Raw genomic sequence first — 22,981 nt, 5'->3', positions numbered from 1 at the left:
CTCGGGTGCTGGCGAACACCCCCCCCCCCCCCCCCCCCCCCCCGGGGGGGGGGGGCCCCCCCCCCCCCCCCCGGGCCCCCCCCCCGGGGGGGGGGGGGCCCCCGCCCGGCGCCGTCATGAGGTGGAGTAGTCCGGCAGGAGCCTCTTGGCCTCGGCGGCGGCCTTGTCCAGGCCCGCCTTCGTGCCCTCCTGACCCGAGATGATCTTGATGAGCTGGGTCTCCAGCGGGACGTAGAGCGAGGAGTACTGCGCCAGCGGCGGGCGCGGAATCCCCGCGGCCAGGAGATTCTCGTAGCCGGCGATGCCCGGGTTGGAGGTCACCTCGCTGGTGTAGGCGTCCTCCCGGGTCGGGAGGGTGCCGTTGGCGGTGGCGACCTTGACCTGTGAGTCCTTGGAGGTCATGAAGGCGATGAACTTCTGCGACGCCTTCTGGTGGGCCGCGTCGGAACCGGCGTAGGCGACCAGGTTGTGCCCGCCCAGCGGAGTTCCCTGAGCCGATCCGCTGCCGGGCACGGGCGCGATCCCGAGGTTCGCCTTGTCCTGGAACGCCGCGCCCTTGAAGACGTTCGCGTTCTCCCACGGGCCCTGGATGATCGCGGCGACCTTCCCGCTGCTGAAAGCATCCATGATGTTGGCGTACGCGTTGCTGGTGGTGTCGAGCTTCCGCGCTCCCGGGGCCTTGAGGAGACCCTTCAGGGTGTCGATGCCCTTGACCGCGGCCGGGGAGTTCAGGGTGATCTGCTGAGCGTCGGCGTCGACCATGTCGGTCTTCTCGCCGAACAGGAACGGCATAGCGTAGTACGCCTGCGGGTTGAAGGCGAAGCCGTCGACGCCGGTCTTCTCCTTCACCTCCGTGATGTTCTTCTTGAGCTCATCCCAGGTGGCAGGGGCCTTCTTGATGCCCGCCTCGGCGAAGAGCTCCTTGTTGTACATCAGGCCGAGCGTGTCGGTGACCTGCGGGATGCCGTAGAGCTTGTCCTCGTACTTGGCCTGCTCGATCAGGTTCTGCGCGAACATCCCGGACTCGGCGGCCGCCGGTGTGTCATCCAGCGGAGCCAGATAACCGGCCTTGGCGAAGCCGGGGGTCCAGCCCACGTCGGCCCGCAGTACGTCGGGCGCCCCCTTGCTGCCGGCGGCGGTCTGGAACTTGGTCTGGGCGTCGCCGAAGGGAACGCTGACGTACTTGACCTTGATGTCGGGGTTGGCCTTCTCGAAGTCCTTGACCAGGGCCTTGAAGGTGCCCGCCTCGTTGGTGGCGTCCGAGGTGTCCCACCAGGTGATGGTCACAGGGCCGGAGCTTTCGGAGTCCGAGCTGCCGCCGGAGCAGGCACTCGCTGAGATGGTCAAAGCCGCTACGACGACGGCTGCCGCAATACCACGGCGCATAGGAACTCCTCGGTGGAAGAACTGATCCGAAACGGCGAGCCCGGTGCTTTCGCCGGCAGCGGGACGGAACCGGCGAAAGCAAGCAAACATGCACCTCTCGCGCAAACGGTATGCCGAGCGGCCGGGGTCGCGGATGGCTCCCCGGACTGGCGGCAGATGCGCCGCCCCGTCCGGATCGAGCCTCGCGAGCTCTGTGATGCCGCAGACGTTAGCAGGTTATTAACACCAGTTAGTTAACGGTTGCGTAACGTGCAGTTCTCGTCAGAGGCGAAGCGGTGGGAAGGTGCTTGACCTGCGGATACAGAGGGGAGGGGAGCACGCCGACAGCCCCCGGCCGCCAGGAAGACCGGCGTCAGAGGGCTGCGGGTGATCGGCTTACGGGTGTCCGTCAGTGCGGCGGGATCTCGATGCGCGCGGTGGAGTCCCGGACGATCAGATGCGTACCCAGGAGCTGATGAGGGTGCTGGTCCTCATCCCGGATCGCCGAGAACAGCAGGTCGGCCGCAGTCCGCCCCTTCGTGGTGATGGCCTGGCGCACCGTGGTCAGACGGGGACGCATCCAGGACGACTCCGGCAGGTCGTCGTACCCGGTGACGGAGACGTCCCCCGGCACCGACAGCTCCAGATAGTGCAGAGCGTCCAGCGCGCCGAAGGCCAGAATGTCCGACATCGCCACGATCGCCGTCGGCGGGTCCTGCGCCATGATCCGCTTGGTGGCGCGGAAGCCGTCCATGCGGGTGACCGCCACCTCGATGAGGGAGATGTCCTCCATTCGCAGGCCGGCCGCGTCCAGGGCGTTGGCCATCCCCGTCATCCTGCGCGCGAGGGGGCCCCGGTAGCCACGCTCGGCAACCTCGGGACCAGGATCGAGGGACAGGACGGCGATACGCCGGTGGCCGAGGTCCAGTACGTGCCGCATCACCTCGAAGGCACCGGCCTCGTCGTCGACGTCCACGCTTGAGACGTCCTCGCTCGGACTGCTGTCAACGAGGACGAAGGGGATGCCCCGGCGTTTGAGCTCGGCGACCTCTCCGCGGTCGTGCTCCAGGCCGCACACGATGAACCCGTCCACCGCGGCGTACGGGATGGCCTTCAGCATCGAGTCTCTCAGCGGCGGGGTGAGCAGCATGGTGTAGCCCTGCTCGTCGCAGACCTGGCCCACGCCCGTCAGGAACCGGGCGTAGTAGGGGTTCTCCATGACCCGCGCCAGATTCTGCGGCAACAGAACACCCAGCGACTGCGTCTGCCCTGCCTTCAGCATCCGCGCCAGCGTGTTGGGCACGTAGCTCAGCTCCTGAGCCGCCGCGAGAATACGGTCCCTCGTCGCCGCGGACAGCTTCTCCGGGCTGTTGAAGGCGAACGAAACAGCCGACCGCGACACCCCCGCCGCCTTGGCGACATCCACGGACGTGGGTCGAGACTTTGCACCACCTGCGGCCCGCCCCGGCGACGTCGCCGACATAGCTGCCCCCGTATTCCTAAACGATTAGTAACGCGTGACGTCTGCTATCGGCACCTTACAGCTGAGCGCCGGAGGCAGGGCAGAGTGATAGATCCTCCAGGCCCGCAGCCATCGGTATTTACCCATCATTAACTTGAGTTAGCAACTTCCAACGACCAGGCGCGGCGACTTCCGGCCAGCGTCAGCGGGCCTCGCCCCCGGAGCCGTCACGCAACGCCGAGGGCAGGCGGCGCGGCACCCCCCTCGGCTGCCTGAAGTGACCAGGTTGCCGCGACGCGACTGAGTCGGGTTGATGAACTGCTGAGAAAGGGCGCCAGGGGGAGGGGCATCCGGCAGCAGCCACCTGCCCCTGGGCGGGCACACTCGCTCCGCAGCGGCAGCCCGCCACCACGCCGCGGCTACCCTCTCCATCTGGGGAGTGCCGGGCGCCCTCATCGAGGACGCGCTCCCGGTGACTTCGGAACTTGTCACCAAGGTGGACGGGCCTTCAGATCGCCAGCGCCCTCGCGACCTCGTACGGATGCAGTGCCCGAGTAAGGAGCCGGTCCCCGCCTCCGTACTCCCCGCCGCGGCGGTCCGGCCGGTTGACCCCCGCATCGCGTAGTCACGCGACCGCTGATCCAACTCCCTCAAGGAGAACCTCCCATGGCCGATGGTGGTACTGGACGTCCTCGGCTGTCGGCGCCCATGTTTCCGGCCGCTTGAGCCCCGTCGCTATTTCCCGTCAGCCTCGTGCTGCCGGGGCCTGGGGCGGTGCCGGGGGCGGTACCGGACCGCTGTGGTGTCCGGAGGTCGGGGAGGCGACCGCGTGGTCCGCTGCCACCTGTACCGCCAGGTCGGTGCCCAGGCCGGACAGGGTCAGGCGTACGGTGTCTCCGGCTTGGAGCGGGCCGACTCCTGCTGGGGTTCCGGTGGTGATCACGTCGCCGGGGTGCAGGGTGGTGACGGAGGAGGCGTAGGCGGTCAGTTGGGCGACTCCCCAGATCAGATCGCGGGTGTTGGCCTTCTGCCGGAGTTCTCCGTTGACCCAGCAGTGCAGTTCTACCGCTTCGGGGTCTCCGAACTCGTCGGCTGTGACCAGGACCGGTCCCATGGGGGTGAAGGTGTCGAAGGACTTGCGGGTCGAGCGGTCTTCGCCGCCTCGCATGGTGATGTCCAGTAGGCCGGTGTATCCGAAGACGTAGTCGAGTGCGTCCTGCTCGCTGACGTGCCGTGCGGTCCGGCCGATGACCAGGGCGAGTTCGCCCTCCTGGTCGAAGCGACGGTCGTGGTAGGGAAGTTGGACGGTGGCTCCCGGATCCAGCAGGGAGGAGGGGGCTTTGAGGAAGAAGCCGAGTGCGCCCACCTGGGAGTCGGTGCTCATCTCCGCCTGGTGGTCGCGGTAGTTGACCGGCGCGGCGATGATCTTCGAGGGATCGGGTATCGGTACCCGCAGCCGGACGTCGCTCACGGCCAGCCCCGAGCCCTCCCCGCGACCGGGCCGTGCCTGATCCCAGTCTTCGATGACCTGCCGCATCGTCGGGGCTCCCGGGACGGGGATCACCCGGTCTTCGGTCAAATGGCCGACCCGGCCGTCGTTGTAACTCACCAGTCGCAAGGTTGCTCTCCTTCAGAGGATTTCCGTGTCTTCATCGGTTCAGCTCAGGCGGCGGGCAGGGGGCTCAGGCCCGGTCCGCCGGGATCTGCTGCGAGGGTGTCTGCTCGGTTCGCGCCAGGCCGAGGGCTTCGAGGACCGGTTCGTCGGAGATCCGGAAGAGGTCGGCGTCCTCCTCGGCCTCGTGGTCGACGGCTGCCCAGGAGGGCACGACGAACATGTCGCCCGCGTTCCAGGAGAAGCGTCGTCCGCCGATGACGGATGCGCCGGACCCGTGGAAGACGACGTAGATGGCGCTGCCGGCCCGGCGGGTCGAAGCGGTGCGGTGGCCGGCGAGGACCCGGTGGAGTTCGGCGCGCAGGGTCGGCATGATGTCGTGGCCGGTGCCCGGGTCCGTGTAGCGGATCGCGGCCTCCTGGTGGCCGGTGGACCGCAGCAGGCTGGAGAGGGCGGCGTCGACGGTTTCCCAGCGGTAGGCCAGCAGGTGGGAGAAACGGTCCGACCCCGGTTCTTCGACGGTGACCGCTCGGCCCGCGCCGAGGGGCAGCAGACCGGGCGCGGTGAAGTGGTGTTCGGAGCGGGATCGCTTCTCCGGCTGGTAGGGGCTCAGCTCCTCACCGCCCGGTTCGAAGAACACCGCGTCGAGGTTGCGGACCAGCGGCAGGTCCAGTGCGTCGAACCACAGCATCGGCTCGGTGCCCGGGTTGTGGTGTTCGTGCCAGGTCCAGCTGGGGGTGAGCACCAGGTCTCCCGGTGCCATGTGGAGGGCGTCCCCGTTGACCAGGGTCCACACGCCGCTGCCTTGCAGCGTGAACCGGAGGGCGGCGGGGCTGTGGCGGTGGGCGGGGGCGAGTTCTCCGCCGGCCAGGTACTGCACGGCGCCCCACAGGGTGTGGGTGGCGAAGGGCAGCCCGTCGAGGTCCGGGTGGGCCAGGGCCAGCACCCGGCGGTCTCCGCCGCGGTCGATGCCGATGAGCTCGCCGGAGCGTTCGGCCAGATCGCGCAGGGTCTTCCCGCGCCAGAGGTGCGGTGTGAGCCGCTGGGGCGTGCGGGGCAGCAGACCCTCCTGGCGCCACAGCGGCTGGAGGTCGGCTGCCGCCAGGTCGGCGTACAGGCCGTCGACATTCGGGTCGTCGTCCTGGAAGCGTTGGGTGGCCATGGTCGTACTCCTTGGCTGAGGGGGCGGCGTCGGGCGGTCGCCTCCGGTCCGGGTCAGTCCGCCTGCTGCCAGCCGTAGGCGGCCAGGTCGACGGCGGGATGGTCGGCTCCGCACTTTCCGCAGGTGCGGCCCGGGTCGGCGTTGAAGCGCGAGCAGGCGTCGGCGTAGAAGCCGGCGGCCGGGGAGTCGTTGGAGTGCTCCCATTCATGGCGCCAGAGTTCGGCGTCGCAGCCGGGGCAGTACCAGACCGCCCCGATCATCCCGGCGGCCAGCGGCATGTACCGCAGGCAGACGCCCTCCTCGGTGGGGACGATGCGGTGCGGGGTGCCCGCCGGCATGTAGACGATGTCACCGACCGTCATCCGGAAGGAGTTGACGGAGCTGTCGCGCAGCGTGAGGTGCGCACCGCCGCTGAGCTGGGTGAGGACGGTGTCCTTGGAGCAGATCAGGTGGAAGGGCTGCGGGAGGTGGTTGCGGGAGAGGTAGATCTGCGGGTCGACGGCTTCGTGGAGGACTGCGGCGTCTTCGTAGTCGCCGGTCTCCTGGGCCGCCTTCAGGGCGTGCAGCATGCGTCGGCGGTTCACGACTTCGTCTCCTTGATCAGCGCGTGGTAGGCGCGGTTGACGGCGCGGGTCTGGGTGTTCTGCCGCTGCCAGCCCCATTGCGCGGCCGGGAAGGGCGGGTTGACGTGTTCGCATTCCTTGCAGGTACGTCCGTCGTCGGAGTTGCGCTGCCGGACGAACTCCTCGGACCCGGCGATCGTCGCGAACGGGCGGACCCGGTCGTCCTCGGCGCCGAACTGGGTGGGGTCGTGGCCCTCGACCCCGTAGGGCGTGGCGTCGTATTCGACCCGGACGAGCTCGGCCTTGCACTTCTGGCACCGTGCCAGCAGGGTCTCCCGCTGGTCACCGTCCTCCGACTGGTGCTGCGTGATCGTCATGACCGCGAAGCCCTCGGGGTCCTTCTCGTCGCGGAGGAAGGAGTTGACCCCGTGCAGCGGCTGGGTCGCGAAGATCTGCCCGGAGGACAGCATCGACCGGTCCGAGCCGTAGACCACGACGACCTCGGCGACGGAGTTGCCGTGGAAGAAGTGGCCGTACTCCTCGTCCGGGCCGCCCGACATCACGGCCCCGCAGGGCACCACGGAGCCGGCGTCGTCGTAGGGAAACATGGGGAGCAGCTGGGCTGCCGCCCCGGACATCCGCTCGAAGATGTTGACCTTGAGCGGTTCGCGGTCGGGGTCGGGCGGGGGGATGTGGTTCACAACATGCTCCTGACGATGACGAGTTGCTGGCATGGCGGCTGTGGATGCGGCGCCGGCGTTCCTCACGTGGCGGCGCTGCCCGGTCGGCGGGGAGGCGCGGGCGCGGGTGCCGCCGTTCACCGACGCGTCAGCGCTCAGCCGACGCAGATGCCCGCGACGGCTCTCTTGTGGAACAGGTGGGGGGTGGCCACCGTTCCGTCGGGGTAGTGGGCGAGGTTCGTCTGGAACTCGGGGCTGCTGAAGGCCTCGCGCAGCTGCTCGACGGTTTCCCAGACGGCGATGTTCACCAGCACGTTGCTCCCCGCGGTTCCCTGGTACAGCTGCGCCCGTACGAAGCCGGGAGCCGCCTTCATGAACGCGGCGTCCGCCGTCCACGCCTGGATTACCTCGGGAACGTGTCCCTCGGGGGCGGTGATGGTGTTGAAGAGCGTGACGGGGCCGTCGTCACCGGTGCTCTGGAGCTGGGCGGGGAAGGGGGTGGCGGGGTCGAGTTCGCCGAGTCGGATCACGGCTCTGCCTTCCGGAGGATGGAGTGGCGGCTGCTCAGTAGGTGTGCGCCGTGCCCGGTTCGAGGACCTCGACCCGGGTGCCGTCGGGGGCCAGGTTGGTGAGCAGCTGGTGGTGCAGGTCGCGATGTACCTCGGCGAGTCCGCCCTGGTGGATCGGCACGGCGACGCGCGGTGCAAGCCGGCGCAGGTAGTCGATGGCCTCGCTCGCCTTCATCCAGGGCCCGGCAGCCGGGACCAGGAGCACGTCGAGAGGCTTGTCGGAGGGGGGAATGGTGAAGGCGTCGCCTGGATGCAGCAGTCTGCCGTCGAGCAGGTAGGCGTTGTTGGTGACACAGGGCAAGTTCGGGTGGATGACGGCGTGTTCGCCGCCGAGGACCTCGACGGTGACGGTGGCGATGGTCAGGTTCTCCCCCGGCCGCGCGACCTCGGGCGTAAGCCCTGCTTCGCGCAGCCGGTCGCCGGCGCCGGGATCGGCGATGATCCGGGCGGCCGGGTTCGTCTTGGCGAGTTGTGTGATGCGGTCGGGGTCCAGGTGGTCGGGGTGCTCGTGAGTGAGAAGGATCGCGTCGAGGTCCGTCAGGTCCTCGAAGTCGGCGGAGTAGGTGCCGGGGTCCAGGAGCACGCGCACGGCGCGTTCGCCGGAGTCGAACTCGGCCAGGACGCAGGCGTGGCCGAAGTGGGTGAGTTTCATGATCTGCTCCTGTCGCAGGATCGGGTGGGGGCCGGGTGCCGACGGCGGTGTCACGGTGTGCCGCGCTGGTTCAGCCGTTGCAGGTAGTGCCATCCGGCCGCCAGCTGCCCGGGATTCCACACCTGCCGGCGCTTGAACTCCGCCTCTTCGGGGTCCGACCACACTTTCGGTCCGCCTGCGGTCGCGGCCATCAGCTGGGTGCGGCAGGCGCGTTCGAGCAGGACGGCGTACATGACGGCGGTGGCGGCGTCCGGTCCCACGGTGACCGCACCGTGTTGCGGCATCAGGCAGGCGTTGGCGTCGCCCAGGGTCTCGGCCAGTGCGGCGCCCAGTTCCCGGTCGGCGATCAGTGCGCCGGTGCGGGTGAAGCGCGGCAGTTGGGGTTCGACGAACGGTACGGCGTCGTGCGAGAGGGCTCGTAGGGGGACGTCCAGTGAGGTGAACGCGGCCAGGGCGGGCGCGTGGGTGTGGACCACACAGCCGACGTCCGGCCGTCGTTCCATGATCTCGGTGTGGATGGGGTACTCGAGGTGCCGCTTGCCCTCGCCGTGTACGACGTCGCCGGACCGGTCGACGAGGACGACTCGGTCGGCGTCGACCTCCTCGAAGCCCCAGCCAGAGGCTTTCATCCACACCCCCCTGCCCTCGCGGTCGCGGACGGCCGCGTGCCCCCAGACCATGTCGCTGAGCCCGGCTGCGGCCAGCGCCTGGCTCGCGCCGACGACCTGCTCGGTCTCTTCCTTCATCCCCGCCTCCCCTGGCTGGTGCGTTCAGTGGGCGACCGGCTGGTACAGCCAGTCGAGGTCGGTGTAGTCGTCGTTGGGACGGCGGGTGAAGACCCGGTCGCGCAGCTGCGGGACCACTCCCTCGTCGGCGTGCCAGACGTGGCCCCAGTCGCGGGCGACCCGCTGGATGCGTGAGGTGCGCGGAATGCGCTCGGCCTGGTAGGCGGCGAGGGCGCGGGGGACGTCGCCGGGGTGTTCGGCGAGTTGGCGGGCCAGGCAGTCGGCGTCCTCGATGGCCTGACAGGCGCCCTGGGCCAGGTACTGCACCATGGGGTGTGCGGCGTCGCCCAGGAGCGTGATCCGGCCACGGGTCCAGTTCTGCAGGGGTTCGCGGTCGTACATCACCCAGCGGCGGTCCCGGTTGACCAGTTTCACCGCGCTGCGGACCTGGTCGCAGGAGGAGGCGAACCGCTCGTCGAGTTCCGCGGGGGTGCCCCAGTCCTCGGTGAACTCGATCTCGGGGCGGAAGGCGCGGCTGTGGAAGACGGCGACCTGGTTGTAGTTCTGGCCGCCGCTGATCGGGTACTGCACCAGGTGTTTGCCTGGTCCGATCCAGATGATCTCGTCGTCGAGCTGGACGGGGATGGTGATCTGGTCCATCGGCAGGAGGCCGCGGTAGGCCACGTAGTGGTCGGATACCGGCCGGTCCTCGGAGAGCAGGGCGCGGGTGCGCGACCACAGGCCGTCGGCGCCGACCAGCGCGCTGGTGCGGTAGACCTCGCCGTCCGCGAAGACGACCTCCGCCGTGTCGCCCCGGTCGTGCACCTCCACCATCTGCCGGCCGGACTCCAGGGTGACGCGGGCGTCGTCCTGGCATGCCCGGAGCAGGATGTTCAGCAGATCGCTGCGGTGCAGGACGGTGTAGGCGTGGCCGTAGCGCTGCCGGAACGGCTCCCCGAGGTCGATCGTGGTCAGGTGCTGCCCGGTGTCGGCGTGCAGGAAGACCACGTTGCGCGGCCGGACGGCGTGCTTGGCCAGCTCCGGCAGGACTCCGAGGCGCTCCAGCACGCGCAGGGCGTTGGGGGCGAGCTGGAGGCCGGCGCCGATCTCGGTGAACTCCGGTGCCTGCTCGACGATATGGACGTCGAGTCCTTGCCTGGCCAGGGCCAGAGCGGTGGTCATCCCGCCGATCCCGCCCCCGATCACCAGAATCGGGATGTGCTGCATGTGATTGCGCTCCTCATTCGTCCGGGTGGTTCTCGAGGCGCCAGGCGGCGACCAGGGCGGTGTCCGCCCCGACCGGCCCGGTGCCCATGGCGCCGCCGGGGTCGCCGAGCGCCTGCTCGCGGCCGGGCAGCGGCAGGCTGAAGAACGCCTTGTTGTCCTCGGCCCAGGTGCGGTCGGTGATGTCGGCCGGGGCGCTGATGGCGTTCACCGGGCATTCGGCGAGGCAGGCCCCGCAGTCGATGCACTCCGCGGGGTTGATGTAGCGCTTGGTCAGGCCCTCGTAGATGCAGTCCACCGGACAGGCGTCGACGCAGGAGCCGTCCAGTTCCCCGACGCACTTCTCGTCGATCACGTACGCCATGGTGCTGCCTCCTTCTCGTTGCTCGGTGCGGTGGCCCGGTCGGAGGAGTGACCGGGGAAGAGGTCTGCGCCGGGCCGCAGACGGACGGCGAGGTTGTTGACGGCTGTGGCCGCTTCCCCGAAGCCGACCGCCATCAGGCGGACCTTGCCGGGGTAGGTGGTGATGTCCCCGGCCGCCCAGACACGTGCGACTCCGGTCGTCATGTCGGTGCCCACCTCGATCTGCTGGCCGGACAGCCGCAGGCCCCAGCCGGTCAGCGGGCCGAGCGAGGCGATGTGCCCCAGGGCGGGGATGAGGACGTCCGCCGGAACGCGGGTGAGGGCGCCCGTGCCGCAGTCGCGCACGGAGACGGCCTCGAGACCGCTGCCAGTGCTACCGCTGACCTGGGCGATCTCACTGTTCGTCCGGATGCTGACGTCGCCGGCCGTCAGCTGTGCCACAGAGCGCTCGTGTGCCCTGAAGCGCCTTCGACGGTGCACCAGGGTGACCCGGCGGGCGTGCGGGGAAAGCGAGTTCGCCCAGTCGACGGCGCTGTCCCCGCCTCCCACTACGACCACGTCCCGCCCCGTGTACTCCTCCGGCGCGCCGACCAGGTGGTGCACTCCGTCTCCGCTCCACCCGGCCAGGGCGGGCAGAGGGCGCGGGGTGAACCGGCCGATCCCGCCGGTGATCAGGACCGCTCCGGCTTCGACGCACCGGCCGGCACTGGTGCGCACACGCACGCCGTCCGGACGGTGCTCCAGCATCTCGGCGACCTCGTCGAGCAGGATGCGGGGCTTGGCCAGGTGGGCCTGCTCGGCGAGCCGGTCCACCAGTTCGCGGCCGGTCACCGCGGGGAAACCGGCGACGTCGAAGATCGGCTTGTCCGGATACAGGGCGGCGACCTGGCCTCCGAGGTGCGGCAGGCTGTCGAGCAGGACGACGTCGAGCTCCCGCATCCCGGCGTAGAAGCAGGCGAAGAGACCGGCCGGCCCTGCTCCGACGACGAGCAGTTCGGTGCGCAGATCCGCCGTGTCCGGCGCGGGCACGGGCATGGGTCAGCTCCAGATCGGCGCGTCGTCGGGGAGCTGGGCTCCGGCCAGATCGTCGTACGCCTTGGCGGCGGCCGGATGGAGCGGCAGCGGGGTGCGCGCCATGTCGGCCGGGACGAGCGGGTAGGTGACCGGCGAGCGGTCCGGAGGGATGTGGGCGTACTGGACCTCCAGAGCGCGCCGGGTCTGCACCATGCACCAGGTGGCCAGGTAGGCGACATCGTCGGCCAAGTCCTCATGGCACAGCACCGCGAAGTCGGAGAAGTCCAGCGTCGTGAGATCCTCGGCCAGGCCCGGAAGGTAGCCGGCCGGCACCACGGCCCGGCCCCAGCCCTCAGCCTCGAAGCCGTCCAGCACGGCATCACCCCAGGGCAGGTACCTCACGGGCCTCACCCGGTCGATGCGCTGCCAGTGCGGAGTCATGATGGCCTCGTGGATCAACACGTCCGCTTCCCCGTCGGCGAAGCGGGCGATGGCCGGGAACGGCCGCTCGTAATAGCTGAAGGCGTGCCGGTCCGTGTCGACTCCGGCGAGCCGCAGGGCGCGGTAGGCGGCCAGGCCGATCAGGTTGACGCCGTCGTCCGGTGAGGTGGTGATCCGCAACGGGCGGTCCGCTTGGGCTAGGTCGGCCACCGTGGCGACCGGCAGGGAGGCGTCCACGGCGACCACCAGCCGGTCGCGCTGGCCGACGACCCCCAGTGCCGCCAGGCCCTCCAGCTCGCCGGCCCGGTGCAGCATCCGCACGGCCGCGGTCGGGGTGAGTACGGCGACGTCGGCTTCCCGCGCCTGGAGGGCGGCGATCGTGTCCCGCCCGCCCCGCCCCGACCAGATGGCGAACTGGGAACCCTCGGGGGCCCGGTCGCCGATCTCCTGAGCGATCCAGCCGCACATGCGGTGCATGTTGGCCTGCCCCCAGTCCCCCCGGAAGTGCAAGGTGACCGGCCGGTCCAGCCGAGGCTCGGTGGTCATCGCATCCCTGGCCACTTCGTCACTCGCCGCTCAGAGCCTGCAGTGCGGCACCGTCCATGACGACATCGAGCTTGTGAACGGCGTCGTAGGGGAAGCCGATCCGCTCGAACTCCTCCTGAACCGCCTTCTCGTCCTGCGCCTCGTAGAGCGTGGCGATGAAGCCGCTGTCGGTGTTGACGTACAGCTGGCGGAAGGTGGCGTGAACCTGCTCGGCGACCGCGGGGGCGTAACCGGCGATCTCTTCCTGCGACAACCCGGGGGCCTGGTGCAAACTCAGGAAAAGGGGCATTCTGCACTCCCAAATCGTGGGGATGATCCATCAGCACGACGCCAATGTGGCATCCAGTGGGACGGTGTTCCGCAGTCTGCTACCGCCCTGCCGGTGGCGCAAGACTGGACTTTGACGCCGATTGCTGCTCGGGCAATTGGTCGGCGGAAGGCCCGCGAGGGTCGAGCGAGCGCAGCTTTGCACCGTCAACTGCCAGCGTTCTGAACGGAGTTCGCGGGCGGGGCGGTCGGCTGACCAGGGAAGGTTTTCCTCGCCGGGCCGGGAGGTGATCGGTTGCCGTCCCGGGAGGTTTCCCGCTGGCCGCAGGGCTCTTGGCGGGCGATCGACGCATGGAAATCGGCACCGTGGGGCTGGATTTTCGTGCGCTACGGTGCTCTGCGTGGAAGACGAGATGGACGCCAGTCATGCACAGGATGCCCAGGAAGACGCCGCCGCTCGACGCCCCTCGGGCTTGATCGGCGCGGTCGACAACGTGCTGCGGTTGCTGCGGCTGTTCGAGCACCACGAGGTCCTCCGGGTCAACCAGGTGGCCCGGGACATGGGACTTTCCCGGTCGACCGTCCACCGGATGCTCACGACACTCGGCCACCACGGCTTCGTGGAGCAGGACGAGTTCTCCCGCGGCTACCGGCCCGGTCCGTCACTGGTCGACCTGGGACTGGCGGTCTTCCGCAACTTCGACTTCCGCACCGCCGCTCACGCCGCCCTGACGCGCCTGCGCGACCTCACCGACGAAACGGTCCATCTGGGCGTGCTCCGCGGCACCGACATGCTCTTCCTGGACGGCATCGAGAGCCGGCGCGTGCTGCGTACCGGCAGCCGACTCGGCTGGACGCTCCCCGCCCACGCGACCGCGGCCGGCAAGGCGATACTCGCGGCCCTACCGGAAGAGGAGCTGGGCACGCTCTATCCGACCGGACAGCTCGAGGCGGCGACACCCCATACCGTCACGAGCCTGGAAGTACTGCGCAAACAGCTGGCCGAGACCCGCGAGCTGGGCTATGCGGTCAACACCGCCGAAAGCGAGACGGACGTGAGCGCGGTGGCCCTCGCGGTACGCGGCAAGGACGGCCGTCCCCGCGCGGCCATCACGGTCACCGCCCCCCGCTCCCGCGCCGTCGGCACGTGGGCGGCGACCACCGCTGCCACCGCCCGCCCCGTCATCGAGAATCTCGAAAAGCAGATGCACTGAGCCCGCGTCCAAGCCTCTGCTGCCGTGCCCCTTTCCGCGGCAGAACAGCCGGCGTGGCTCCGTCACCCCTGGGGCGTGGCGCGTCTCGACCAGCCGCGTGCCTCGCCCTCGTCGATGAGGCGTCGCCCAGCCTCCCACAGCGAGACGGACGCCTCCCCGATCACGGCCTTGCGGGTCCGGACATGGTCAGCGGTGACCCCCGGAGTGCGCCACGTACCGCCGCGCGCCATCCAGTTGAGAAGAAGTGGCTGCAGCCGGTCCATCGCCTTGGCGAACTTGGCCTCGGGAGTGCGACGCTCCTCGAATTCGTCCCAGAGAACCCGCATGCGCTGTGCTTGATCTGCGGGAAGCAGGCCGAAGAGCTCGTCGGCCGCGACCACTTCCCGCTCGCGCTGACCGCTCCCCGCGTCACTGTCGTACAAGGGGGTGTCACCGGCGTAGATCTCCACCAGATCGTGCAGGAGAACGAGCTGAACGGTGTGCCCCACGTCGATGGGCCGGTCGGAGTGTTCGGCGAGGACCAGCACCATCATCGCCAGGTGCCACGAGTGCTCGGCGTCGTTCTCGCGGCGGTCCGCCGCGGCGAGGGGGGACTGGCGCAGGACGGTCTTGAGCTGGTCCACCTCGACGAGGAAGGTGAGCTGGGCGCGCAGTCGCTCGTCGAGGTCGTCGGGGAAGGGGGTCTTCTCGGCAAGAAGGATCCGGCGCTCGTCACTCATCGGCCCATCGTGGCACGCGCCGCCGGGCCGACAGGTGACCCGGCATCCGGAAGCATCCGGCCACCGCTTGGTCAGACGGTCCCGCGCGGGCCGTCGCCCGCGGTGAACGTGGTGTTGTGCTCGCGGATCAGACGCATCGCCTCGTCGCGGTCACGGCGGTCGAGGGCGTCGACGAGGTCGCGGTGCAGGGTATGGCGGTGAGCGATGTACTCATTCAAGGGCTGTTCGCCCGCCGGCAGCACCGACAGGGTGTGGCCCTCGATCAGGTCCAGCAGGCCGGTGTAGAGCGAACCGAGCAGCGTATTGGGGCTGATCGCGGCGATGGCGGCGTGCAGGCGCCAGTTGGCGTGGACGAAGGCGACGGGGTCGGCCTCCGCAACGGCCCGCTCCATAGCCGTGAGGTGTTCGCGCAGCCCCGCGATGTCGGCAGGTGAGGCGTGCCAGAGGGCGTCCTCGATCAGCAGCGGGTCGAGCGCGTCGCGGATGCGTACGGCGTCGGCGACATCCGCTTCCTGCGCGTCCAGGGCGAGGACGGAGTTGCCGAGGCGAACCATCGGTGTCTGCCGGGCACTGAACAGCCCCCCGCCGGGCCCGGGCCTGACCGTGACCAAGCCGCGTGCCTGCAGCAGGCGCAACGCCTCGTTGAAGGTGCCCACCGACACCTCGCACAGGGTGCGTAGCTCCTCCTTGGTGCCCAGGCGCTCTCCGGGCTGCACGCTCTGGACCAGCACGGCGATCCGTTCGGCCGCGCCTTCGGCGCGTCCCGGGCCCGCCGCCCGCGGTGAGCCCTCAGCGCGGCGGCCCGCGCGGGGCGGGGCCGCGTGGCCGCTGAACGGACCGCCGCGGCGCAGGTCAGGAGCATCGTCATCCACGGATGCCCCCTGCCCCTCGGTATGAGTGTGCGCGCCGGCCTTGGAAGTGGACGTCACAGCTGCCTCCCCTCGTCTCCCCATATTCATCATGGTTGTTTTTCTCCGCACTCTTGACGCTGCCGCCATCCGCACGCAATATCAACGCAATCATCATGCTGAATTGATGGCGGGTGAAGCAAGGACTTCCGTGCCGCCGCCGGCAGGAGCTTGCTGGACCCACGGCAGCTGAGCGTCGTCCGCCGACACGGTTTCGGTCGTCCCGCTCCCTCTTCCCCTTCGGGAGACACATCGTGCGCATCGCCAACCTTTCCGGCCGTCTGGTCCTCGTCGTGGACGGCAGGGCCGTCGACGTCGAACAGGCCAGTGACGGCGGCTTCTCCGCCGACCCGCAGGCCGTCTTCGAGCGGTGGGAGGCGTTCCGGGCCTGGGCCGGCGCCGCCGACCTGCCCGAGGGCGTGGCGTTCGACCCGGCCGAGCTGGGCTCGCCGGTCCCGGCCCCGAGGCAGACGCTGGCGATCGGCCTGAACTACCACGATCATGCCGCGGAGTCCGGGTTCACGGCGCCCGAGGGGCTGCCGCCGGTGTTCACCAAGTTCGTCACCAGCATCAGCGGTCCGGTCACCGAGGTGAAGCTGCCCGCCGGCGGCCACACCGACTGGGAGGTCGAGCTGGTCGCGGTCATGGGGCGCCGCGCCGAAGGCGTCGCCGAGGCCGATGCCTGGAGTCACGTCGCCGGTCTGGCGGTCGGGCAGGACATCTCCGAACGGGTCTCGCAGCTGGCGGGCCCCGTACCGCAGTTCAGCCTGGGCAAGTCCCGCCCCGGGTTCACGCCGATCGGGCCGTGGCTGGTCACCCCGGACGAGTTCGACGACCCCGACGACCTTGAGCTGCGGTGCGCGATCAACGGCGAGGAGGTCCAGAAGGGCCGCACCCGTGACCTGATCTTCTCGGTGCCCGCGTTGATCGCCGGGCTGTCCGCGGTGCTGCCGTTGCTGCCCGGCGACGTCATCTTCACCGGCACCCCGGCCGGCGTGGGGCTGGACCGGGATCCCCAGCGCTGGCTGACCGCCGGTGACGAACTGGTCAGCACAATCAAGGGCATCGGCGAACTGCGCCAGACCTTCGTCGCCTGGCCGCCTGACCGCCTGAACGCCTGACCGCCTGAGCGCCGGACCCGACGGACCCGACGGACCCGACGGACAAAGGAGTCCCCCATGGCACTGCACCGGCTGAGCTCCCTCACCATGGGGGTCCCCAACACCGCCGAGACCGCCGCCTACTACACCGACTTCGGTCTCACCCCCGACGGCGACGGCTGGTTCACCACCCAGGACGGCGGACGCCAGCTCCGCATCGTCCACGCGCCGACCCGCCGCCTGGTGGAGGTACGTATCGGCGCCGACACCCCCGACGACCTGGCATCCGCCGCCTCCCGCCTCAAACAGTTCGGCACCGAGTCGACTCTCGACATGAACCGGCGCAGGCTCACCGCCTACGACAAAGCCACTGCCGTACGGGCCGTCCTCGAAGTCGTCCCCCAGTGGACCCAGCGCCCGATCGCGGCCGCCGTCTACAACGGCCCCGGCCGCACCGACCGCACCGGCGCCCGCGCGCCCGGCGTCCTGCGCACCCACCGGATACGGCCCCGAAAGCTCGGGCACGTCGTCGTCGGTACCACCGACTTCGAGGCCACCACCGCGTTCTTCCGCGACGGGCTCGGCTTCAAGGCGTCGGACTACATCAAGGACCACGGGGCGTTCCTGCGCTGCTCCACCGACCACCACAACATCCTGGTCCTGGCCGCGCCGGTCACCTTCCTGCACCACTCCTCCTGGCAGGTCGACGACATCGACGAGGTAGGCCGAGGCGCCGCCGCGATGCTGGAGGACCACCCCGAGTGGCACATCTGGGGCCTGGGACGCCACCACGCGGGCTCCAACTTCTTCTGGTACCTCAAGGACCCGGCCGGCAACTTCAGCGAGTACTACTCCGACATGGACTGCATCGTCGACGACCAGCTGTGGACGCCGGAGGTCCTGGAAGGCGCCAAGGGCCTCTTCAACTGGGGGCCACCGCCCCCGCCGTCCTTCCTCGCCCCCGAGGATCTCGCCGCCCTGATGACCGGCACCCACAGTGAGTCGAGGTAGAGCCGTGAGCAGAAACTCTTCGAAGGTGCACGATGTCGCGATCGTCGGCTTCGGGCCCGTCGGCCAGATGCTGGCCCTTCTCCTGGGGCGGGCCGGGCACGACGTCATCGCCCTGGAGCGCTGGCCCCGCCCCTACGACCTGCCGCGCGGGGTCCACTTCGACGACGAGATCGGCCGGATCTTCCAGGCCGCCGGCGTCGGCAAGGACGTGCGGGCCATCACCGATCCGGTGCCCGACCACTACGAATGGCGCAACGCCGACGGTGAACCACTGGTCCGCATCGACTGGTCCGGCGACGGCCCCTGTGGCTGGCCCACCGCCAGCTTCTTCTCCCAGCCCCAGCTGGAAGCCGTCCTCGCCGACGCCGCCGAAGACCTCCCGACGGTCACCGTCTCCCGGGGCTGCGAAGTCGTCGACCTGGAACACACCGAGGACCACGCTCGCCTGGTCACCAACGGACCAGGCAGCCCGGGCGAAGTACGCGCCCGCTACGTCATCGGTGCGGACGGCGCCAACAGCTTCGTCCGCACCCGCATGACCACCACCATTACCGACCTGGGATTCTTCTACGACTGGCTGATCATCGACACGAAGCCGCACGAGCAGGCCGCATGGTCCCCGATGAACTGGCAGCTGTGCGACCCGAAGCGGCCCACCACCATCGTCTCCGGCGGCCCGGGCCGGCGCCGCTGGGAGTTCCTGCGCCTGCCGCACGGAAGCATTGAGCAGCTCAACACCCTGGAGACGGCCTGGCGGCTGCTGGAGCCCTGGGGGCGCACGCCGGAGAACACCACCATCGAGCGGCATACGGTCTACACCTTCCAGGCCCGTTGTTGGACCGCTGGCGCGAAGGCCGACTCATCCTCGCCGGCGACGCAGCCCACCAGATGCCGCCGTTCGCCGGCCAGGGCATGTGCTCCGGAATGCGGGACGCCATCAACCTCGCCTGGAAACTCGACCTCGTTCTCGACGGAAGGGCCGCCCCCGACCTGCTGGACACCTACACCTCCGAGCGCAACGAACACGTCCAGCACGCCATCAGCATGTCCATGGCTCTGGGGCAGGTCATCTGTGTTCTCGACCCCGAGGAGGCCGCCGCCCGCGACCAACGCATGATCGCCGCCGGAGCCGACCCGAGGCACGCGCTGCCGGCCCCGCCGCCGCCCGTCCTCGGCGACGGCGTCCTCCAGCGCGCAGCCGACGGCACCCGCGCCCCGAACGTCGGCCACCTGACACCGCAGTACACGCTCACCCACGAAGGCCGCACCGCTCCGCTGGACGACCTCACCGGCGCGGGATTCACGATCCTCACCGACGGCACAGCCCCGCTCGACGCACTGGACGCCGCCGACCGGGACTTCCTCACGGCCATCGGTGCCACCATCGTCCCCCTGTACGCCGACAGCGCCCCGGCCGAGGGCTACCTCGACACACCCGACGGCTACCTGCCCCACATGCGGGAGCACGAACACATCGCCGCCGTCATCCGGCCGGACTTCTACCTCTTCGGCGCCGCCACCGACGGGCCGGGCCTGCGAGACCTGGTCGGCCAGCTACGCGAGCAACTGCAGCAGCCGGCCACCGACACGGACCGCGCCTCGACACCCGAGCCGCTCACCGCCGCGGCCGAACAGCTCGCGCCGGAAACGAAGCACCTCTCAGCGGGCTCGCACATCCGGCAACCTGTCAATCCCTTGAAAGGGTAGAGATCGCTCCGCACGGTAGATTCCCAGGAGCACGCGGTGGTCCTACTCGCTGCCACCGACGGACCGCACCGGCGGCAGCGGCACCTCCACTTCGCGCCAGGGGCGCATCTCCACCGGGCCGATCAGTCCTGAGACGACCTTCTCACCGCGGGTATTGGCACCCGTGTTGGTCACCCGAACCCGCACGGTATTGCGTCCCGGCCGCAGTGCCTCGGTGATGTCGATGCGGTACGGGGGCCACAGCCGCGAGCCCAGCGGTCTGTCGTTGACGACGATGTGGGCCGTCTCCCGGACCGTGCCCAGATCCAGCGTCCAGCGTCGGCCGGCCAGGGTGTCCGCGTCGAGTTCGACGGTCTTCTCGTAGTCGGCCTCCCCCGAGTGCCGGGCGTCGAGCTCGGTCCAGGAGCCCAGCGGTCGTGTGAGGCTCTGGGCCCCGTCCCGGTCGAAGCGGAAGGTCCAGTCGCCATCGAGGGCGACCGGAGAGAACGAGTCGGTCACCTCGGCGCTTCCCTTGAAGCGGCGGTTGCCGTCGGTCGCGGTCACCGTGACCGTGCCGGGCCGCTCCGCCCGGACCGTCGCCAAGGCGCTGCCTCGGTCCGCCCTGCGTATCCGCTGTACGGGCACGGAAGCCGACTCCGCGTGGAGGGGTTCGCGGGACTCCCCCCGCACGACGACAAGCAGGGTGGCCTTCGACTCGATGCGCAGTTCCACAGCTGTTCCCGCACCGCGTTGGCCGGGAAAGGGAGCGGAGCGCCACACGCCCGCCGGTGCGGTGCTTCCGGTGTCCGGGTCCCAGACCTCCGGCACGCCGGACGCCGGGAGCGTGAGGGTGGTTTCCACTGTCCTCTCCGCTTCGTTGGCCACGACGAACGCGGTGTCCCTGCCGTGCTGTAGGCGCATCACCCGTACATCGGCTGTGTGCGGGGAAAGCGACGCGGCGGCCGCGCCGGCGGACACCACCGCGGTGGCCGCCGCCGTCGCGTCGGATACGCGGTGGGCCGACTGTTCAGAAGCGAACAGACGGCGCAGGGCTGTGCGCAGGGCCGTGTGGTCGCCGCCGACCTCCCGTTCGGGCAGGGCACCGACGGCCACCACCGTGCCTCCGCCACGGACGAAACGCCGCAGCGTCTCGACCGTGCCCAGAGCCAGGGTGCGGGTGGGGGGAAGCAACACCACGCGGTACTCCTGTCGGCCGACGACCAGGCGAGGCCCCTCGGGCCGTGCGGTCGCCCGGAGCGCGGGGTCGTCGTCGAGGGCGCCTTCGTCGAGGAGGTCGAAGTCGACCTGACGGTCCTCCAACGCATGCACAGCGGCGGTGAAATCCCGGTCGAGCTGTTCGACGGCGGCCGTGTCCTGCGAGCCTTCGGCGGCTCGCTGCGGTTGCACCAGAGCCGTGCGCGGGCGCGCCGGGGCCCGGCAGGCTTCCATCAGCCGGCCGATCCACTCGTTCAGTGGCGCCGACTTGTCCCACCAGGGGTTCACCGGCTGGAACGGCGGCGGGTACACGATCTGCTTCTCGTCGCTGAAACTGGCGTGCAGGAGCGTGTGGTTGACGCCGCGCCCAGCGAACGCGCCGACGACCGCCCGGGTCAGGGCCGGGGTGACCGGCCAGCCGGTTCCTCCCATCGCCTCCAAGTAGACGCGTTCCTTGCCCAGTTGGTGGGCGGCGCTGGCGGCCCACCGCGGCAGGGTGCGGTGATACCCGCGCTGATAGTGGTCGAAGATGAGGTCCGTGCCGGGAACCTGCGCCCACTGGTGGCTGGTGTTCAGGTTGCCGGAGCTGCGCACCTGCTCGGCCGGGCCGTACTCGTCCCACAGCGGGTTGGAGATGAAGCGCAGGTCCCGCTCGTCCATCCACGCGCCCTGGCGGCGGTAGTACGCGGTGGAGAACCGGTTCGACACCGCGCGCCAGAACGCGCCGCGCAGCCGTTCGCCCTCAGCGCCGAGGTCGGTGTGGACCGCCGACAGCGCGGGCCCCGGCCGCACACCGAGCCGGTGAAGTTCCTTGTCCAGAGACGGTGACCAGGGGACCGTGTTCAGGTGCGCGTCCGCCGATGCGAGGAAGGGCTCATCGTCGGCGAAGCCGCGCAGCACCCCGCCGATGGCCCACGGGAACCGGCGTACGTACTCGCCCGGGACAGTGTCGAGGAACAGGTCGACCGCCTTGTCGTCCAGCAGGTCCAGGTAGTGGTGACCGACTCCCTGCCCTTGGGCGAGCTCCCGCAGCGGAAACAGATCGACCCGCCACTCGCCGGGCGGCGCCTTCCAGGTGTCCCCGGCTCGGGCGGCGTCGGTGAGGTCCACCATGTCGTCCGGGGACGTCGAACCCCGGGGCCGGGCGGTCGCCGCGACCAGTGGGGCGGGCTTGGGCAGAGCGAAAGCCTCCAGGGCCTCGGAGGTGTCGAACTCCTCGCTGTACAGCTCCGCGCCGTCGGCGTCGTGCACGACCAGGGCGTTCCATGCGGAGCGCTGGTCCGCGGTGGCCCGGACGCCGACCTTGCCGGAGTCGAAGGTGGCGTCATCGAGGTGGGGCAGGTCGGTCCCGTCCAGGGAGATCTGCACCCGGGCACCGCGCAACGCCACCGCCAGGTCGTGATCCTGGGCGGCGTCGAAGCCGCTCACGGGTGTGCCCTCGCGTACGTTCTCGAACCGGCCGTCCCGCTGGCGCCACACATCGACACCGCCGTCCGCGCGCAGCTCGACCAGCAGGCCGTTGGCTTCGTCGGCGCTGCGCACCATCAGCCCCGCAGTGCCCTTCGCGATGCGAACGGTGGCGTGCACGGCGTAGTCGCGCCAGTCGGATCCGTCGCGCAGCAGGGTGACGCCGTCCCGCGCCTGCGCGTCCACCAGGAGCCGGCCGTCGGCGACCGACAGCCCGCGGGCGACGAGTGGCACGCCGGTCCCTCCGGCAACGTCCAGCTGCGCGAACCCGACGCCCTTCAAGCCGTGTTCCGGTCGCGGCGGCAGTGCCCGGCCCCCCACTCGGCCGCCGCCGACGACCAGTCCGCCCGCCCTGCCGCTGGGGAAGTGGTCGTCGTTGAACAGCCACAGGTGCATGTGGTGGCGCTCTGCCTCGCGGAGGGTGAACTCGATGATCGAGAACCACTCCTCGCTGAAGAACACCGGGCGCAGCTGATCGGTCTCGAAAGGGAAGACGAGCACTTCGTGGATCCCCTTGTCCCGCATGTCGGCGAGCTGCGCGCGGACGAGGTCGGTGGTCACGGTGCCGTTCCAGAACCACAGGATGGTGGGTCTGCTGTCCGGGCGCGGGTCGGCGAACCAGTCCCTCCGGAACGCTCCGTCGACCGGCGCCGGTGCGGTGGCCGCCCGAGCGGTACCGGTGAGAGGGATGCTCGCGGCCAGTGCGGCTGCGCCGGCCAGCGCGAGTACCGATCGGCGAGAAAGTGCGGGGCCGTCGTTCGTGGTCACGATCCGTACGGCTGGAGTGTCGGTCAACGTCGCTCCTCGGAACAGAGGGTGGCAGGCATGCGGCGGGCTCCGGTACGCCCGGCAGCGGTAGGGATCAGCGCGCGGGGCGAGGGCCACAGGAGGCCGGCAAGGGGCCGCTCGACCAGTCTCTTGAAACGTTTTACAAGACCTGAACCCTAGGACCGCGCATCATCGGCGTCAACGGGTACGTCGGTGTCCACCCGCTGTGGTCGATCCGGCCGAGGGGG

General features: G+C 70.0%; 21 protein-coding genes and 2 pseudogenes. 6 read left to right on the top strand and 17 right to left on the bottom strand.

Translation table 11 applies throughout. The features are described 5' to 3' along the window. Positions 1–114: 114 nt before the first annotated feature. From ACIQRW_RS26815 to ACIQRW_RS26750, 14 genes are all read right to left on the bottom strand, one after another. On the bottom strand, positions 115–1,386 hold the full coding sequence (locus ACIQRW_RS26815; RefSeq protein WP_403764747.1) for an extracellular solute-binding protein: 1,272 nt from the start codon (positions 1,384–1,386) through the stop codon (positions 115–117). A 388-nt stretch (positions 1,387–1,774) separates the two neighbouring features. Then, on the bottom strand, positions 1,775–2,791 hold the full coding sequence (locus ACIQRW_RS26810; RefSeq protein ID WP_403764745.1) for a LacI family DNA-binding transcriptional regulator: 1,017 nt from the start codon (positions 2,789–2,791) through the stop codon (positions 1,775–1,777). A 781-nt stretch (positions 2,792–3,572) separates the two neighbouring features. Next, positions 3,573–4,436 carry a fumarylacetoacetate hydrolase family protein gene (locus tag ACIQRW_RS26805; RefSeq protein WP_403764774.1) on the bottom strand — a complete coding sequence of 288 codons (864 nt, stop codon included), beginning with the start codon at positions 4,434–4,436 and terminating at the stop codon, positions 3,573–3,575. 73 nt (positions 4,437–4,509) lie between these two features. Next, complete coding sequence (locus ACIQRW_RS26800) at positions 4,510–5,601, bottom strand: cupin domain-containing protein (protein ID WP_403764743.1); 1,092 nt, start codon at positions 5,599–5,601, stop codon at positions 4,510–4,512. A 53-nt stretch (positions 5,602–5,654) separates the two neighbouring features. Then, positions 5,655–6,185: a hypothetical protein gene (locus tag ACIQRW_RS26795; protein ID WP_403764742.1), complete on the bottom strand. Its 531-nt coding sequence runs from the start codon at positions 6,183–6,185 to the stop codon at positions 5,655–5,657. Next, the gene (locus ACIQRW_RS26790) at positions 6,182–6,865 is read right to left on the bottom strand and encodes a hypothetical protein (protein ID WP_403764740.1); all 684 of its coding nucleotides are present in this window, start codon (positions 6,863–6,865) and stop codon (positions 6,182–6,184) included. Before ACIQRW_RS26790 ends, ACIQRW_RS26795 begins: the two co-directional genes overlap by 4 nt. 134 nt (positions 6,866–6,999) lie before the next feature. Further along, positions 7,000–7,374, bottom strand: a complete 375-nt coding sequence (locus ACIQRW_RS26785) for an antibiotic biosynthesis monooxygenase family protein (RefSeq protein WP_403764738.1) — start codon at positions 7,372–7,374, stop codon at positions 7,000–7,002. A 34-nt stretch (positions 7,375–7,408) separates the two neighbouring features. Continuing rightward, positions 7,409–8,065, bottom strand: coding sequence for an MBL fold metallo-hydrolase (locus tag ACIQRW_RS26780; RefSeq protein ID WP_403764736.1), 657 nt, complete (start codon positions 8,063–8,065; stop codon positions 7,409–7,411). 50 nt (positions 8,066–8,115) lie between these two features. Next, positions 8,116–8,811, bottom strand: a complete 696-nt coding sequence (locus ACIQRW_RS26775; RefSeq protein ID WP_403764734.1) for a class II aldolase/adducin family protein — start codon at positions 8,809–8,811, stop codon at positions 8,116–8,118. A 24-nt stretch (positions 8,812–8,835) separates the two neighbouring features. Beyond that, a complete protein-coding gene (locus tag ACIQRW_RS26770) occupies positions 8,836–10,017 on the bottom strand; it encodes an FAD-dependent oxidoreductase (protein ID WP_403764732.1) in 1,182 nt (393 codons plus the stop codon). A 13-nt stretch (positions 10,018–10,030) separates the two neighbouring features. Continuing rightward, entirely contained in the window at positions 10,031–10,378 is a 348-nt protein-coding gene (locus tag ACIQRW_RS26765; RefSeq protein WP_403764731.1) for an indolepyruvate ferredoxin oxidoreductase subunit alpha, read from the bottom strand. Further along, the gene (locus ACIQRW_RS26760; RefSeq protein ID WP_403764729.1) at positions 10,366–11,412 is read right to left on the bottom strand and encodes an NAD(P)/FAD-dependent oxidoreductase; all 1,047 of its coding nucleotides are present in this window, start codon (positions 11,410–11,412) and stop codon (positions 10,366–10,368) included. The genes ACIQRW_RS26765 and ACIQRW_RS26760 overlap by 13 nt, the downstream gene beginning before the upstream one ends. Positions 11,413–11,415: 3 nt before the next feature. Further along, positions 11,416–12,378, bottom strand: coding sequence for a TAXI family TRAP transporter solute-binding subunit (locus ACIQRW_RS26755; protein ID WP_403764727.1), 963 nt, complete (start codon positions 12,376–12,378; stop codon positions 11,416–11,418). A gap of 19 nt (positions 12,379–12,397) precedes the next feature. Further along, the gene (locus ACIQRW_RS26750) at positions 12,398–12,667 is read right to left on the bottom strand and encodes a nickel-binding protein (RefSeq protein WP_403764726.1); all 270 of its coding nucleotides are present in this window, start codon (positions 12,665–12,667) and stop codon (positions 12,398–12,400) included. Positions 12,668–13,046: 379 nt separating this feature from the next. On the opposite strand from ACIQRW_RS26750, the gene ACIQRW_RS26745 reads away from it, so the two are divergent. Beyond that, the gene (locus tag ACIQRW_RS26745) at positions 13,047–13,859 is read left to right on the top strand and encodes an IclR family transcriptional regulator (RefSeq protein ID WP_403764724.1); all 813 of its coding nucleotides are present in this window, start codon (positions 13,047–13,049) and stop codon (positions 13,857–13,859) included. Between the two features lie 62 nt (positions 13,860–13,921). Here the strand turns inward: ACIQRW_RS26745 and ACIQRW_RS26740 are convergent, their stop codons facing one another. After that, on the bottom strand, positions 13,922–14,578 hold the full coding sequence (locus ACIQRW_RS26740; protein WP_403764722.1) for an HD family hydrolase: 657 nt from the start codon (positions 14,576–14,578) through the stop codon (positions 13,922–13,924). A 71-nt stretch (positions 14,579–14,649) separates the two neighbouring features. Continuing rightward, positions 14,650–15,450, bottom strand: a complete 801-nt coding sequence (locus ACIQRW_RS26735) for a FadR/GntR family transcriptional regulator (RefSeq protein ID WP_403764720.1) — start codon at positions 15,448–15,450, stop codon at positions 14,650–14,652. Between the two features lie 290 nt (positions 15,451–15,740). Between ACIQRW_RS26735 and ACIQRW_RS26730 the strand changes: the two genes are divergently transcribed. From ACIQRW_RS26730 to ACIQRW_RS26710, 5 genes and pseudogenes are all read left to right on the top strand, one after another. Next, positions 15,741–16,607 (top strand): fumarylacetoacetate hydrolase family protein, encoded by an 867-nt coding sequence (locus ACIQRW_RS26730; RefSeq protein WP_403764718.1) that lies wholly within the window; start codon positions 15,741–15,743, stop codon positions 16,605–16,607. A gap of 57 nt (positions 16,608–16,664) precedes the next feature. After that, positions 16,665–17,597, top strand: coding sequence for a VOC family protein (locus ACIQRW_RS26725; RefSeq protein WP_403764716.1), 933 nt, complete (start codon positions 16,665–16,667; stop codon positions 17,595–17,597). 67 nt (positions 17,598–17,664) lie between these two features. After that, positions 17,665–18,210 (top strand): annotated as a pseudogene (locus tag ACIQRW_RS26720) (FAD-dependent monooxygenase); the annotation flags it as partial. Between the two features lie 218 nt (positions 18,211–18,428). Beyond that, a pseudogene (locus tag ACIQRW_RS26715) lies at positions 18,429–18,581 on the top strand (FAD-dependent monooxygenase); the annotation flags it as partial. A 60-nt stretch (positions 18,582–18,641) separates the two neighbouring features. Further along, a complete protein-coding gene (locus ACIQRW_RS26710) occupies positions 18,642–19,304 on the top strand; it encodes a monooxygenase (RefSeq protein ID WP_403764778.1) in 663 nt (220 codons plus the stop codon). A 42-nt stretch (positions 19,305–19,346) separates the two neighbouring features. Here the strand turns inward: ACIQRW_RS26710 and ACIQRW_RS26705 are convergent, their stop codons facing one another. Next, entirely contained in the window at positions 19,347–22,760 is a 3,414-nt protein-coding gene (locus ACIQRW_RS26705; protein WP_403764714.1) for a glycosyl hydrolase, read from the bottom strand. Positions 22,761–22,981 lie beyond the last annotated feature (221 nt).

The organism is Streptomyces sp. NPDC091287 (assembly GCF_044768525.1).
Taxonomy (GTDB): domain Bacteria; phylum Actinomycetota; class Actinomycetes; order Streptomycetales; family Streptomycetaceae; genus Streptomyces.
The sequence above is the reverse complement of the archived record's forward strand: the minus strand, read 5'-3'. Positions and strand labels throughout refer to the sequence as shown.